Raw genomic sequence first — 12987 nt, 5'->3', positions numbered from 1 at the left:
GGCTGATCTCCAGGTCAAAAGGTCCGGTATGAAGAGGAGTCGTCAAGAATTGGTGGCGTTCCGCGCACTGCAGTGGCGAGCACGTTCAAGATCCCCGTCACTTTTATAGGGGCTATGTGTTGCATTTGTCTTACCGCGACACATTTGACATAAAGCTGCCACACATTGGCATGCACTGTAGGGTGATGACATCGACCACTATTCCCGCCGCCCTGGGTGATTGGATCATTGCGCAGGCAATGGCTGGCCAACCGCCCGAGCAAGCGCTACAACCGCTACTGGATCAGGGCTGGAACGAGCAGGACGCCATCGACGCGGTAGAAGCATTGCTGCGTGAGCACATCCAGCAACATGCAGTGACAAACAGCCTGCCGGTACCGGTGCGCGTGCCTGCGGTGTTGCAGGACAACGATGCCTCGCTGCTGGATCTGGGCGACCGCCAGGTGCGCGTGCTGGTCAGCCTGCTGCTGCCGCGCGTGGTGGTGCTGGGTGATTTTCTGTCCGATGCAGAATGCGATGCCTTGATCGCACTGGCACAACCACGCCTGGCACGCTCGCGCACCGTGGACAACGACAACGGCGCCCAGATCGTGCACGCAGCGCGCACGAGTGACAGCATGTGTCTGCAACTGGGCCAGGACGCGTTATGCCAGCGCATCGAAGCGCGCATCGCACGCCTGCTCGATTGGCCGGTGGACCACGGCGAAGGATTGCAGGTCCTGCGCTACGCCACCGGCGCGGAATATCAGCCGCACTACGATTATTTCGACCCAACCGCCGCCGGCACGCCGGTGTTGTTGCAGGCCGGCGGTCAACGCCTCGCATCGCTGGTGATGTATCTCAACACGCCCGAACGCGGCGGCGCCACGCGCTTTCCGGATGCACATCTGGACGTGGCTGCCGTCAAAGGCAACGCCGTGTTTTTCAGCTACGACCGCCCGCATCCGATGACGCGCAGCCTGCATGCCGGCGCACCGGTATTAGCCGGCGAAAAGTGGGTCGCAACCAAGTGGTTGCGCGAACGCGCGGTGCGTTTGCCCTAGTCAGTCGAGTGCGCGGTGCCCCACCGCTCGCGGGACACGCCGTGAATCCGTCCGTGGAGGCTCGGTGGCTGCATCCATGCCGCCACACGGTCCCGCAATCAGCGAGGACACCGCACCAGAGAGTTGATCGGTTGCTTTGTTTAAAACCATGCACACCGACCACCCCGACTGGTCCTTGCCCGTCCACCGTCGCGGGACCTTACGCGGCATGGATGCCGCGTAAGAGCCTACATGGACGTACTTGCGGCGTGTCCTGCGATGGTGGGCGGGCAAGGGCCCTGCAGCGAAGGCACAGATCAACCGCTCTGTAACTGATCTATCCGCACTCTCCATGCGTTTCAAGACAACCGAGATTTCGAGTCTTAGCGCCGTTTAGATGCGATCAAAAGCTTGGTGAGTCGAGCGCGCGGTGCCCTCACCGCACAGTTTGCTGATTGCTTGAAAACATGCGCACCGACCACCTCGACTGGTCCTTGCCCGCCCACCGTCGCGGGACCTTACGCGGCATGGATGCCGCGTAAGAGCCTACACGGACGTACTTGCGGCGTGTCCCGCGACGGTGGGCGGGCAAGGGCCCTCCAGCCATGCCGCAGCCCTGCGCACCAAATTTTGCCGGTCATTCCAAAACAGCAAAACACAGAAAAATCAGCGCGACCCAAACACCCGCTGATCCACCCGCAACATCACCAATCGCAGCCGCGTCCACGCAAGACACAACCCGGCAAGGATGCCCAAGGTATCGGCCAGCGCATCGTAGGGATCAGCACTGCGATTGGTGGTCAACGCACCTTGCGCGATCTCGATCCCGATGCCCAACAGCACCAACCCAAACGCCGCACACAACAACGCCCGACGCGTGGCGAACAATTGCACCGCGCCCCAGCACAACAACGCGAACGTCAAAAAGTGCTCGGCCTTGTCGCTGTTGGAGGGTAGCTCCGGAAACTCTGGCGGTGGCCCCAGGCACACCGCAATCACCACGAAAATTGCCGCGACCCACAAACCCACCCACAACCACGGCCGATGAAACGGACGCAGCGCAGACGTTACAGCCGCCATGTGAGATCGCCCGCCAGGAATGCAGGCGCAAAATCGACATCGCGCGCAAAGCCCATCACCTGGAATCGCTCGCCCATTTCGCTGGGCAAGGTCAATCGTTTGATCTGCTCGCGCAAGCGCATGCGCCCCACCTCATCGGTGCGCGTATCGGCCTGCGCCAGTAGCGCATCTAATCCATTGCCAAACAGAAAGCTCGATTGCGTGCAGTAACCGGCCAACTCGAAACCGGCCCCGGTGCCGGCCTCGGCCAATGCGGTGAAGTCTACCGACGCGGTCAGATCCTGCAGACCCGGCCAGCGATACAGATCCTCATGCATGCGATGACGGTAAAACGCACGCAAGGTGCCGTCTTCGCGTTGCGCACGATAGAACTCGCCACGCGGGTAACCGTAGTCGACAAACAACATCGCCCCGCGCTTCAGACCACCGGCCACCGCCTGAATCCAGTACGGCAACTGCGGCAACAACTCCGAGCGATACCCATCGGCGAACGGCTGTTGCAGATAGCGCTCCAGATGACGCACCGCTGCCCCCAGCAACGCATCGGCCGGCTGCTCGCCACGCGCAAACTGCTGCTGCGCATCCAGCACCACGGTTTCCTCATACACCTCGCCATCGCGTAGTGCGAAGCGCGGCGTGGGCAATGCATCGATCACTTCGTTGGCGAACAGCACGCCTTCCCAATCGTCCGGAAACGGTGCATCCAGCCACTCGACCAGATCGAACACCGGCGGTATCAGCGTGCGCCCCAACCGCTCGCGCTGACGTTCGCGCAAGTCTGCACTGGGCTCCAGAATCGCGTAACGCTCGGGCAGCGCATCCAGCTCGAGCAGGCGCTTGAGCGTGACTTCGGCAAATGCGCCGCTGCCACCGCCTACTTCGAGCACGCGGGCACTTGGGCCCAGTTGCTGCAACACCGGCGCCAACGCACCGGACACGGTCGCTGCGAACAACGGCCCAAGCTCGGGCGCGGTGACGAAATCGCCGGCCTCGCCAAATTTGCTGGAGCCGGCGCTGTAATAGCCAAGACCCGGCGCATACAGTGCCAGCTCCATGAAACGCGAGAACGGGATCGCACCGCCGGCAGCGGCGATTTCGGCGCGCACATGCGCAGCCAGGCGGTCGCTGTGCGCCAATGCGTCCGAATCGGGAGTGGGAAGGTCGGCGTGCATGCGGGCACCGGTTGCGGGGACAATGCACAGGATAGCCGAGCCCTTTGCAACGCCGAGCGAGTACGCCATGACAGACAGTTCCAAGGTGGTCTTGATCACCGGCGCAGGCCGCCGTATCGGCGCGCAGATCGCCACCACCCTGCATGCGGCCGGCTACCGCGTGGCCTTGCATGCGCACCGCTCCGGCGACGCGCTCAGCGCGCGCGTGGCCGCGTTGTGCACGCAACGCGCAGGCAGCGCGCTGGCCTTGCACGCCGATCTGCGCCTGCCGGAGGCACCGGCGCAACTGGTCGCCGACTGCATCGCCGCATTCGGCCGCCTGGATGGCGTGGTCAACAACGCCTCGGCGTTCTATCCCACCGCGCTGGGCGAAGCGACCGCAGCGCAATGGGACGAGTTGTTTGCAGTCAACGCGCGCGCGCCGTTCTTCATCGCCCAGGCTGCGGCCGCACAACTGCGCCAGCACCATGGTGCCATCGTCAACCTCACCGACCTGCATGCCCAGCAGCCAATGCGCAATCACCCGCTGTACGGCGCCTCCAAAAGCGCGCTGGAGATGCTGACCCGCTCGCTCGCACTGGAACTGGCACCGCAGGTGCGCGTCAATGCGGTCGCCCCCGGCGCGATTCTGTGGCCGGAAGAAGGCAAGTCTTCCGACGCCAAGCAGGCCCTGCTCGCGCGCACGCCACTGGCACGCATCGGCACGCCCGAAGAGATCGCCGAGGCAGTGCGCTGGTTGCTCGATGAAGCCAGCTTTGTCACGGGCCATACCTTGCATGTGGACGGTGGCCGCCAGCTCAGTTGAGCGGCAACGGCGCTACCGCGCCACATCCAGCGATGGGGCCGCATCCAGCTCCACCGTCGTAAACGCGGTGCCATACTGCGGGTGCGCCTGCCACAGCGCCGCCAGCGTCTGCCCACTCAACGGGTCGACAAAGTCGGGCGCGATATCGGCCAGCGGCTTCAACACGAACGCATGCTTGAGCTCCGGCCGCGGAATGCGCAGATGCCCGGGCCCTTCGATGATGCAATCGCCGAAGAACACCACATCCACATCCAGCGTACGGTCGCTGAAACGCGGGCCACTGCGGTCGCGGCCGTGCGCGTCTTCCAGCGCATGCAGCCAATGATCGAGCGCGTGCAGATCCAGATCGGTGTCCAGCACCACCGCGTTGTTGACGAAGTCCGGCCCATCGAAGCCCACCGCCGGCGTGCGGTACGCAGGCGACACGTCGAGCTGGCCAAAGCGCGCGCGCAAGGCGTCGACGGCCAAGCGAAGGTAGTGAGTCGGCTGGACATTGCTGCCGAGGCTGAGAAGCACGGTGGTCATGCGTTATTCGCGCATGCGGCCGGCGTGGGCGTCAACTGTTGCAATCGCATTGCACTTGAACAAGCACGCCCGCAATTCGCGAAAACCCTTGGATCAGGCCATTTCGAGCGCGTGCGACACGGCACGGAACACCCGGCGCATTTCCAGCGGCTTGCGCAGCACATGCACCGGGATATCCGCCGGAAAGTGCATCCGCTGCAGCGGCGCGCCGACATCTTCCAGCACGATCGCCGGGCCCTGATAGCCCAGCTCCTGCATGCTCAACAGCACGCTCACGGCCGAGAGCAGAATGATGTCGCTGTCGATGATCACCAGGTCGGGCATGGCGTGTGGCTGCACCAGTTGCAGCGCGGCCGCGCCATCGGTGGCCAGCTGCGGCTGATAGCCCTGGCTGGACAGTGCATTGCCCAGCAGCGACAGGCGCGTGGCTTCGCCGTCCACCAGCAGGATGCGTTGCCCCTGGCCCAGCGGCAGCGGCGGCTCGGTGTCGGCAACCGCCACCGCGTTCGAGCGCATCGGCACCAGCATGTCGAAACGCGTGCCCTCGCCCAGCCGGCTGTCGACCAGGATGCTGCCGCCGTAGCTTTCGATGATGCGCTTGCACGAAATCAGCCCCAGCCCGGTGCCATCGGCCTTGGTGGTGAAGAAGGGGCTGAACAGGCGTGCGCGGGTTTCATCGCTCATGCCCACGCCGGTGTCGGCCACGCTCATGCGCACGCGCGCATCGTCATGGCGATCGGCCGACAGAATCAATGTGCCGCCACCCGGCATCGCCTGGATCGCGTTCAAGCCCAGGTTGAGCAGGCATTGCTGCAGTTCGGTGTAATTGGCCTCGATGGTCAGATCCAGGGCGATCGTCTCCATCTGCAGGCGCACGCCATCGGGCAGGCTGCTCCTGAGCAGCATCTGCACGCCCTGGAACAGACTGGCGACGGATACCTGCTCGCGCGGCTTGTTGGAGCCGCGCACGAACGAGAGCATCGACTCGGCCATCTCATGCCCGCGCCGGCCGCACTCGGCCACCACCTTGGCCAACTGACGCAGCTGCGGGTCGTCGGTGCGCCCGGCCAGCAGGTCGGGCACGATCAACAACGGCTGCAGGATATTGCGCAGGTCGTGACTCAACCCGGCCGCCAGCATCGCCAGGCTTTCCAGCCGCTGCGCGCGCATCAGCTCGCTCTCCACGCGCTGACGTTCCAGGTCGGCACGCGCTTCGCGGATCGCGCGGATCACCGCACTCGGCAAGCGGGTCGGGTTGTGCTTGATGATGTAATCGTTGGCGCCGTCCTGCAGCGCCTTGACCGCAGTCTCCTCGCCCATGGTGCCGGAGACGAAGATGAAGGGCGTGGCGCCGTTCTGGCGCACCAGACGCAATGCCTGGTGGCCGGAAAACCCGGGCATGCTCAGATCCGACAGCACGATGTCCGGCTGGAATTCATCCAGCGCGCTGCGCAGCGAGCGTTCGCTGTCCACGCGCTCGAACGCCGCGTCGATGCCGGCATCCAGCAGCTGATCGGACAACAGCTCGGCATCTTCCGGTGAATCTTCCACCAGAAGGATCTTCAGCTGCTCCAGTTTGCCACCCTCTTGCAGCATGGTTCAGTCCAGCTCCGGTGCCTGATTGATGACCGCCCAGAACGTGCCGAGCGTCTTGACTGCATTGAAGAACTGATCGACATCCACCGGCTTGACCACATAGGCATTCACGCCCAGGTCCCAGCTGCGGGCCAGGTCGCTCTCTTCGCGCGAGGACGACAGGATCACGATCGGCAAGCGCTTGAGCGTCTCGTCGCCGCGCACCTGCTTGAGCACTTCCAGGCCATCCAGCCGCGGCATCTTGATGTCCAACAGCAACACCGCCGGCAAGCCTTCCTCGCGATCGGCGAACGCGCCACGACGCAGCAAATAGTCCATGGTTTCCACACCGTCTTCGACATGCACGATGGGGTTGGCCAGGCGGGCTTCGCGCAGAGCGTCGACCGCCATTTCTGCATCGGCCGAGCTGTCTTCTGCCAGAAGAATGGTACGGATGGCACTCATACATTGAACTCTTGGTTGGGCGCTTCATGCGCAGGGGGAAGCACAAAATGGAACGTGGCGCCTTCGTCGACGACGCCCTCGGCCCAGACCCGGCCACCGTGGCGCGTCAACACGCGCCTGACGCTGGCCAGGCCAATGCCGGTACCGGCGTATTCGCTGGCCTTGTGCAGACGCTGGAACACACCGAACAACTTTGCGCTGTACTCCATATCGAAGCCGGCACCGTTGTCGCGCACACTGAATTGATGGCCGCCGTCCGGCAGCGGCCGGTAGCTGACCTCGATCTTGGCCACTTCGCGCTTGGCGCTGTACTTGACCGCATTGCCCAGCAAGTTCATCCACAGCTGGCGCATCATGTTTTCGTCGGCCACCAGCACCGGCAGCGGGGCGATATGCCAGTCCACACGGTGGCCGGTGTTTTCGCTCTGCACGCTGGAATCCAGGATCGCGCGCGTCTCCGACACCAGCGATTGCATGTCCACCGCCTGCAGGCGCAGCGCACTGCGGCCCAGGCGCGAATACACCAGCAGGTCGTCGATCAGCGACGCCATGCGCCGCGCCGAGCTGCTGATCACCTCCATGTAGTGACGCGATTTTTCGTCCGCCGCATCGCCCAGGTGGCGCGCCAGCTTGTCCGAAAAACCGGCCACATGCCGCAACGGTGCGCGCAGATCGTGCGAGACCGAATAGCTGAAGGCTTCCAGCTCGCGGTTGACCTCGGACACCTGATCGACCTTGCCTTCCATCTGCCGGTTGAGTTCCTGGATGCGCTGCTGCGAGGCTTTCTGCAGGCTGATGTCGCTCACCGTCATCAGTACCACGTCTTCGTCGTTGGTATCGGGCAACGGCATGCGTCGCGCGTTGATCAACATGGTGCGCAGCACGCCATCGGCGCCGCGCTGCTCATGTTCGTAATCCCACAACTCGCGGTCGCGCAGCAGCACGTCGGCGAGTCGCTGATGAATCTGCGCATCGCGCCACACGCCCTCGCCCACGTCCTCCAGCGACATCGATTCGTTACCGCGCTCTTCCAGGCCATACAACTCGGCGAAGGCCGGGTTGTGCAGCATGATGCGCTGATTGTCGTCCAGCAGCACGATCGGCTCGCGCACGGTCTGCAGCACCGAACTGGCGCGGCCATTGGCACGCAGATATTCCTGCTCGGCCGCCAGGCGGCGACGGATCTGCCGCTGCAGCAACCAGATCACCGTGCCCAACAGCAGCAACTGCACGGCCAGCGTCGCCCAGCTCAACACCGCGTAATGCGTGCGTTCTTTGGTGGCGCGCGTACTGCGCAGTTCCAGCAACTTGCTTTCGGCGCGTTGCAACTCGTCGATCAACAGCCGGATCGGGTTGCTCAAGGTCATGTCGTCGATCAACGCACGGATCTGCGCCGGATCGGTGGTCACCGCGATACGCTCGGCCAGCAGCAAGCGGCGCTCGATCGTGCTCTGGATGCGCCCCATCCGCACTTGCTGAGCCGGGTTGTCCTTGGTCAGCACGATGAGCTGATGCACCGCCGCCAGCGCTTCACGCCGGCCACGCCGCATGCGCTCCAGCAAGGCAGGGCGCACCACACCATGCGAGCGCATCAACGCCGCCGATTCGGTATCGCGCATCGCCGCTTCCAAGCGCTGCGCGGTCTCCTGCACGTCCTGGCTATGCGAGACCCACACCGCAGCCTGATTGGCGTTGTGCGCCATCTGCTGCAACAGCAACGAGGGCACCACCACAATCAGGAACACGGCAACTGCCAGCAAAGGCAGGCGCCAGCGATCCCATCTGTCTGCTTGGACCGTTGTCTGCATTACTCGATCTGTATCCGCTCGCTGCAAGGACCCGAAGGCGCGCCGGTATTATCCCCGACCAGACCCAAGGTGAGATTAATGATTCAGATTTGTCACGCCGATCCGTGACATAGCTGAATGGGCATATCATAAGTGCAGTAAAGGTGAAAACGGTGAGACAAGTACGCCGTTTATCGGCTGTATCGTTGGCACACTGCACAACCGACGTGGCGAAGTGTGTGCAGGCAACCATGCCGCCATCTAGGCGCCGGTCCCAAGCGATGCCAAGAACGCCTTAATGAAAGACATCAAGACACTGGATCTGAACCTGCTCAAGGCGCTGGATGCCTTGCTGGACGAGCACAACGTCACCCGCGCTGCGGCCCGGCTGGGCGTCACCCAACCGGCCATGAGCGGCATGCTGACGCGGTTGCGCAAGACCTTCGACGACCCGCTCTTCGTGCGGGCACAGCGCGGTATCGTGCCCACGCAGCGTTGCCTGGCATTGGCCGGGCCGCTCAAGCAGGTCATCAGCGAAATCGGCGGCTTGCTGCAACCGCTGGTGTTCGAGCCATCGACCGCGGCGCAGACCTTTACGATTGCGGCCACCGATTACGCCTTGCGGGCGATCGCGATTCCGTTCCTGTCTGCACTCAAGCAACAGGCGCCGCACATCAGTGTGGCCCTGGTGCCGGTGGACGACCGGCAGATCTACGTTGAGCTGGAACGCGGCGAGATCGACCTGGCCCTGCTGACGCCAGAAAGCACGCCGCCCGACCTGCATGCCCGCGCGCTGTTCGAAGAACGCTACGTCTGCGTGTTGCGTGGCGACCACCCTGCCCTGCAGCGAAACCGCAAGCGCCTGACGATCGACCAGTTCTGCGCGCTCGACCATGCGCTGGTGTCGTATCTGGGCGGAGGATTCCGCGGTGTGACCGACGAGGCCCTGGCAGCGCTCGGCAAGCACCGCAGGGTCACCTTGTCGGCGCAGTCCTTCCTCATCCTTCCCGAGATCCTGCGCGCCAGCGACATGGTGGCGATCCTGCCCAGCCGGTTGGTTGCCGGCATCGAAGGCCTGGCCACATTCGAGCCGCCCATCGCCATCCCGGGCTTTACCAAGATTGCCGCCTGGCATGCGCGTACCCATCACGATGGCGCGCAACGCTGGCTGCGCCAGCTGCTGTTCGATCATTGCGGAGATCGCGCCACGCGCCGCCGTAGATAGGCAGTGCGCGTGACCGCAGGGCGTCGCCATTCAACGATGGCATTCCAGCTCACGCCATCCCGGCAACTGGCAGATGCCGCGCTTACCTGGCGGCGCGGGCAGCGGCAACCAGACCGTCCAACCACTCCTGGTGACCATTGATCATCGGGTTGGGCTTGGTGTTGTGCAGCTCTTCGGCCGGCTTACCTTTCTGGGTTTCCTGCGTGAGGATGCGCACGCGGCCGCCATCCAGGTCTTCCACCAGCCAGGCATGGTGCACGTCCAGTCGCGTCGCGCTGCCCTCCTCGCCCGACCACCCGTGCCACGCAACGCGTCCGGGCTGGCCGTTGGTCGGTGCGACGAACTCGGTGCAGCGGGCATGCACCGGAAATCCGAAGGTTTCGAAATAAAAACGCACACCGTCTTCCAGCTGCGGACCGGTGTCATCGAAAAACGCACATTGGCCGAGTTGGCGTAGTAGCTGGGCCAGCGCGAGGGCACGCTTAGCAACGGCCAGATCTCGGCGGCAGACAAGCCGGCGACGATGACCTCGTTGGAGGCAAAATTTTCGGTGAAACCCGGCACGTAGCCTTCTGGCCAGATGATCGCATTGGCGTGCGCAACGTTGGTTTGCATGAGAGATAGTCCTGCGTTGGATGAAAGTGGCCTGGATCAGCAGTGCCACGGGCGCGCAATTGCTGCCCATGCCTGTCTGTTCGGCCAAAGATGGCGGCCGAGCAGATATAAATCCAATCCTTACTTTTTATTTCCTCCATCGCCGAATCTGATATCAGCATCCGGACACTGCCACGCGATGCGATACACCTGAGTTGCGCACGATCGATCCTGGAATCGATCGCCACTGTCGCTCACCAGGCCACCGCGTCACTGCGCCAGTGGTGCGTAAGGGCTGAAAAATTCGGCGCCGGCCCACTCCGGCATCTGCACGTCGATCGCCGGGCCCCGTACGAAGCTGGATGCCTTGTCGGGGTCGCCCTTGCCATTCCACGCTGTCGTAAACGGCCAGGGATACACCGGGCGCGCTCGCATGATCGGTACGGTGGACGGCTTGTCCGGCCCAAGCGCTGCTGCTTGCGTGCCTGGCGCAGGCGCCGCGCGCTCACCGCCCATGCCACCTGCACCTCGCGGCGCTCCAAAATCGCTCGCTGCATCCTGCTGCGGTTGACGCGCCTGGATTGCATCCGGCGCACTGCCACGCTCGACCCAGGCCATCATCGGCGTCAGCAGATCCATCTGGTAGGGACCCTCGCCGTTGGAGCAGTGATACATGCCGGGAAATACATACAGGCGTGCAAAGCCGTCGACACGCTTGCTGCCCATGTATTCGCGCATCGCAGTGTAGTAGGCGATGCTGTTGATCGGCGAAATATGCGGGTCGGACCAACCGTGGAAGAGGATCAGCTTGCCGCCGTTGTCGGCAAAGGCCGACAGGTCGGGGTCAGTCGCATCGAACAGGCGATGCCGAAAGCGCAGCTTCTGAAACGTCGCCAGATCGAACTGCATGTCGGCCAGCGTGAAATCGCTCGGCGGATCAACGTCGAACGCCATGTTGCGCAGCACCGGCAGGCTGACCTTCTCACTGAAGATCGCCTCGTTGGCCGACTGCGGCACATACACGCCGGCCCAGGCTAGCTCCGACCCGTACTGCGGGCCACCGGCGCTCAGGCGCGTGCCGGTCGCAGGGTCGCGTGGGCCGTCATAAAACTTGCGGGCGACCTCGATCTCGGCCGCGCTCAGGCAGGCGGAACGATCCCGCGCATCGGCCGGGCATTGCAGCGTTGCCGGATCGAAGTGGCACACCAGCGGATTGCCGACCACCCCATCGGCCAGTCCATCGAGCGCATCGCAAGCTTTGAGCACCGCTGCATGCAGGATCGGCAGGCGCGCTGCCAGCAGCACCGGCTTGCCGTCGGCACCGGTATTGGCACGTGCCTGCCAGGCATGGAAGACCGCGTTTTGCACAATGAAATTCAGCGCGGCGGCACCGGCGATGATGCCGTCGAAATCATCCGGATAACGCTGCGCCTCGACCAAGGCCTCGCGCCCACCATCGGAGCAGCCGCTGAAGTACGCGTAGCGCTGCGGCCGGCCATAATAGGCCCGGACCAACGCTTTGGCAGCCACGGCCGTCAGGTGCTGGCCGCGATAGGCGAAGTCGGCGCGTTTGCCTGCGTCCTTGCCGAATGCGCCATCCTGATCCTGATGCCCCATGTCGGTGGCCGCCAACACGAAGCCGCCGCTATTCAAGGGCGCGCATCCATCGGCAGCGCCGACATTGCCCGCGATGCTGCCGCACAGCCCACCACAGCCAATCTGCAGATAGCGCTGTGTCCAATGCTGCATCGGCAACTGCACTGCAAAGTTGATCGTGGGCGAGAGCGTGCCTTCGACTGCGCAAATCGACCGGCCCGCCTGGTTGGTGGTTTCGACAGCAGCGGTGATCTTGCTGCCCGCACCCCCGATCGCGCCCAGATCGAACGTCGCCAAGTCCGCGCAAGCCATCACAGGCTTGACGACATCGAGCGCGGCAGCGGCCTTTGGCAGCGCTGCCATGGCTGGAACAACGGCAGTCGGCGCATCCTGGGCCCGTGAGCAGCCTTGCAGCCCGCCGCCAAGCGCTGCGGCAACTACGCTAATCATGGTCGCCCGGAACAGCTGCTTGTTGCGCATGATGAAACTGGTCGGGCTACACATCGCAAGGATCCTCTTTCTTCAACGAGTCGACGCGTACGCACCGGCCGAATAGGTCAGCTCATAGCTGTGGCTGTAGATTTCCAGGATATTGCCGAACGGGTCTTCCATATAGACCATGCGATAAGGCTTTTCGCCCGGGAAGTATTCACGCACCGGCATGCGCTGCTTGCCACCGGCAGCAACGATCTTCGCCGCCAGTCCTTCGACATCCGGGTCCTGGATGCAGAAGTGAAAGACACCACTCTTCCAGTATTCGAAGTTGTTGGCCGGCTTTTCCGCGTTGCGAAACTGGAAAATCTCCACGCCCATACGATCGCCTGTCGATAGATGCGCGATGCGAAACGAGCCCCAACCGGCTCCGAAGACATCCGTACACATCACGCCGATGGCGCTGGCGTCTTCGTTGATCAGGGTCGGCGGCATGATCAGATACCAGCCCAATACATCGGTGTAAAACGCGACAGCGGCGTCGATGTCAGTGACCGACAAACCGATATGCGAGAAGTTTCGCGGATAAGGCTGAGACATGGGGAGCGCACGGCGAATGAGGTGCACCGATACTAAGTGGGGATGACGGCGATGAGACCCTGCAGCGTCTTATGGCCCCGATAAGATCCTGATATAACCGCCACCACGC

Annotated in this window: 12 protein-coding genes; 3 read left to right on the top strand and 9 right to left on the bottom strand. The window is 63.4% G+C overall.

All coding sequences use genetic code 11. From position 1 onward, the window contains the following. Positions 1-185: 185 nt before the first annotated feature. Positions 186-1043, top strand: coding sequence for a 2OG-Fe(II) oxygenase (locus NDY25_RS14950; protein WP_168959430.1), 858 nt, complete (start codon positions 186-188; stop codon positions 1041-1043). 645 nt (positions 1044-1688) lie between these two features. Here the strand turns inward: NDY25_RS14950 and NDY25_RS14945 are convergent. Both NDY25_RS14945 and NDY25_RS14940 read right to left on the bottom strand, forming a co-directional pair. Next, on the bottom strand, positions 1689-2102 hold the full coding sequence (locus NDY25_RS14945; RefSeq protein WP_168959429.1) for a VanZ family protein: 414 nt from the start codon (positions 2100-2102) through the stop codon (positions 1689-1691). After that, positions 2090-3343 (bottom strand): class I SAM-dependent methyltransferase, encoded by a 1254-nt coding sequence (locus NDY25_RS14940; RefSeq protein ID WP_180336592.1) that lies wholly within the window; start codon positions 3341-3343, stop codon positions 2090-2092. The genes NDY25_RS14945 and NDY25_RS14940 overlap by 13 nt, the downstream gene beginning before the upstream one ends. Between NDY25_RS14940 and NDY25_RS14935 the strand changes: the two genes are divergently transcribed. Then, the gene (locus NDY25_RS14935) at positions 3342-4079 is read left to right on the top strand and encodes a pteridine reductase (RefSeq protein ID WP_168959427.1); all 738 of its coding nucleotides are present in this window, start codon (positions 3342-3344) and stop codon (positions 4077-4079) included. The genes NDY25_RS14940 and NDY25_RS14935 overlap by 2 nt on opposite strands. A 12-nt stretch (positions 4080-4091) precedes the next feature. Here the strand turns inward: NDY25_RS14935 and folK are convergent, their stop codons facing one another. The 4 genes from folK to NDY25_RS14915 all read right to left on the bottom strand — a co-directional run bounded on the left by folK (position 4092) and on the right by NDY25_RS14915 (position 8452). Beyond that, entirely contained in the window at positions 4092-4604 is a 513-nt protein-coding gene (folK, locus tag NDY25_RS14930) for a 2-amino-4-hydroxy-6-hydroxymethyldihydropteridine diphosphokinase (protein ID WP_168959426.1), read from the bottom strand. Between the two features lie 93 nt (positions 4605-4697). Further along, positions 4698-6200, bottom strand: coding sequence for an ATP-binding response regulator (locus NDY25_RS14925; protein ID WP_168959425.1), 1503 nt, complete (start codon positions 6198-6200; stop codon positions 4698-4700). Positions 6201-6203: 3 nt separating this feature from the next. Next, positions 6204-6644, bottom strand: a complete 441-nt coding sequence (locus NDY25_RS14920; protein WP_168959424.1) for a response regulator — start codon at positions 6642-6644, stop codon at positions 6204-6206. Beyond that, positions 6641-8452: a sensor histidine kinase gene (locus NDY25_RS14915; protein ID WP_168959423.1), complete on the bottom strand. Its 1812-nt coding sequence runs from the start codon at positions 8450-8452 to the stop codon at positions 6641-6643. The genes NDY25_RS14920 and NDY25_RS14915 overlap by 4 nt, the downstream gene beginning before the upstream one ends. 277 nt (positions 8453-8729) lie before the next feature. On the opposite strand from NDY25_RS14915, the gene NDY25_RS14910 reads away from it, so the two are divergent. Further along, positions 8730-9656, top strand: coding sequence for a LysR family transcriptional regulator (locus tag NDY25_RS14910; RefSeq protein ID WP_168959422.1), 927 nt, complete (start codon positions 8730-8732; stop codon positions 9654-9656). An 82-nt stretch (positions 9657-9738) separates the two neighbouring features. Here the strand turns inward: NDY25_RS14910 and NDY25_RS14905 are convergent, their stop codons facing one another. The 3 genes from NDY25_RS14905 to NDY25_RS14895 all read right to left on the bottom strand — a co-directional run bounded on the left by NDY25_RS14905 (position 9739) and on the right by NDY25_RS14895 (position 12878). Continuing rightward, positions 9739-10053, bottom strand: coding sequence for an SRPBCC family protein (locus NDY25_RS14905; RefSeq protein ID WP_256627542.1), 315 nt, complete (start codon positions 10051-10053; stop codon positions 9739-9741). A gap of 467 nt (positions 10054-10520) precedes the next feature. After that, positions 10521-12209 (bottom strand): tannase/feruloyl esterase family alpha/beta hydrolase, encoded by a 1689-nt coding sequence (locus NDY25_RS14900; protein WP_218974110.1) that lies wholly within the window; start codon positions 12207-12209, stop codon positions 10521-10523. Positions 12210-12368: 159 nt separating this feature from the next. Continuing rightward, complete coding sequence (locus NDY25_RS14895) at positions 12369-12878, bottom strand: lactoylglutathione lyase family protein (RefSeq protein ID WP_168959420.1); 510 nt, start codon at positions 12876-12878, stop codon at positions 12369-12371. Positions 12879-12987: the final 109 nt, after the last annotated feature.

The sequence above is a fragment of the Xanthomonas hortorum pv. pelargonii genome (genome assembly GCF_024499015.1).
Lineage (GTDB): Bacteria > Pseudomonadota > Gammaproteobacteria > Xanthomonadales > Xanthomonadaceae > Xanthomonas > Xanthomonas hortorum_B.
Note: the sequence above shows the minus strand (reverse complement) of the source record. Positions and strands in the feature narration are given on the sequence as shown.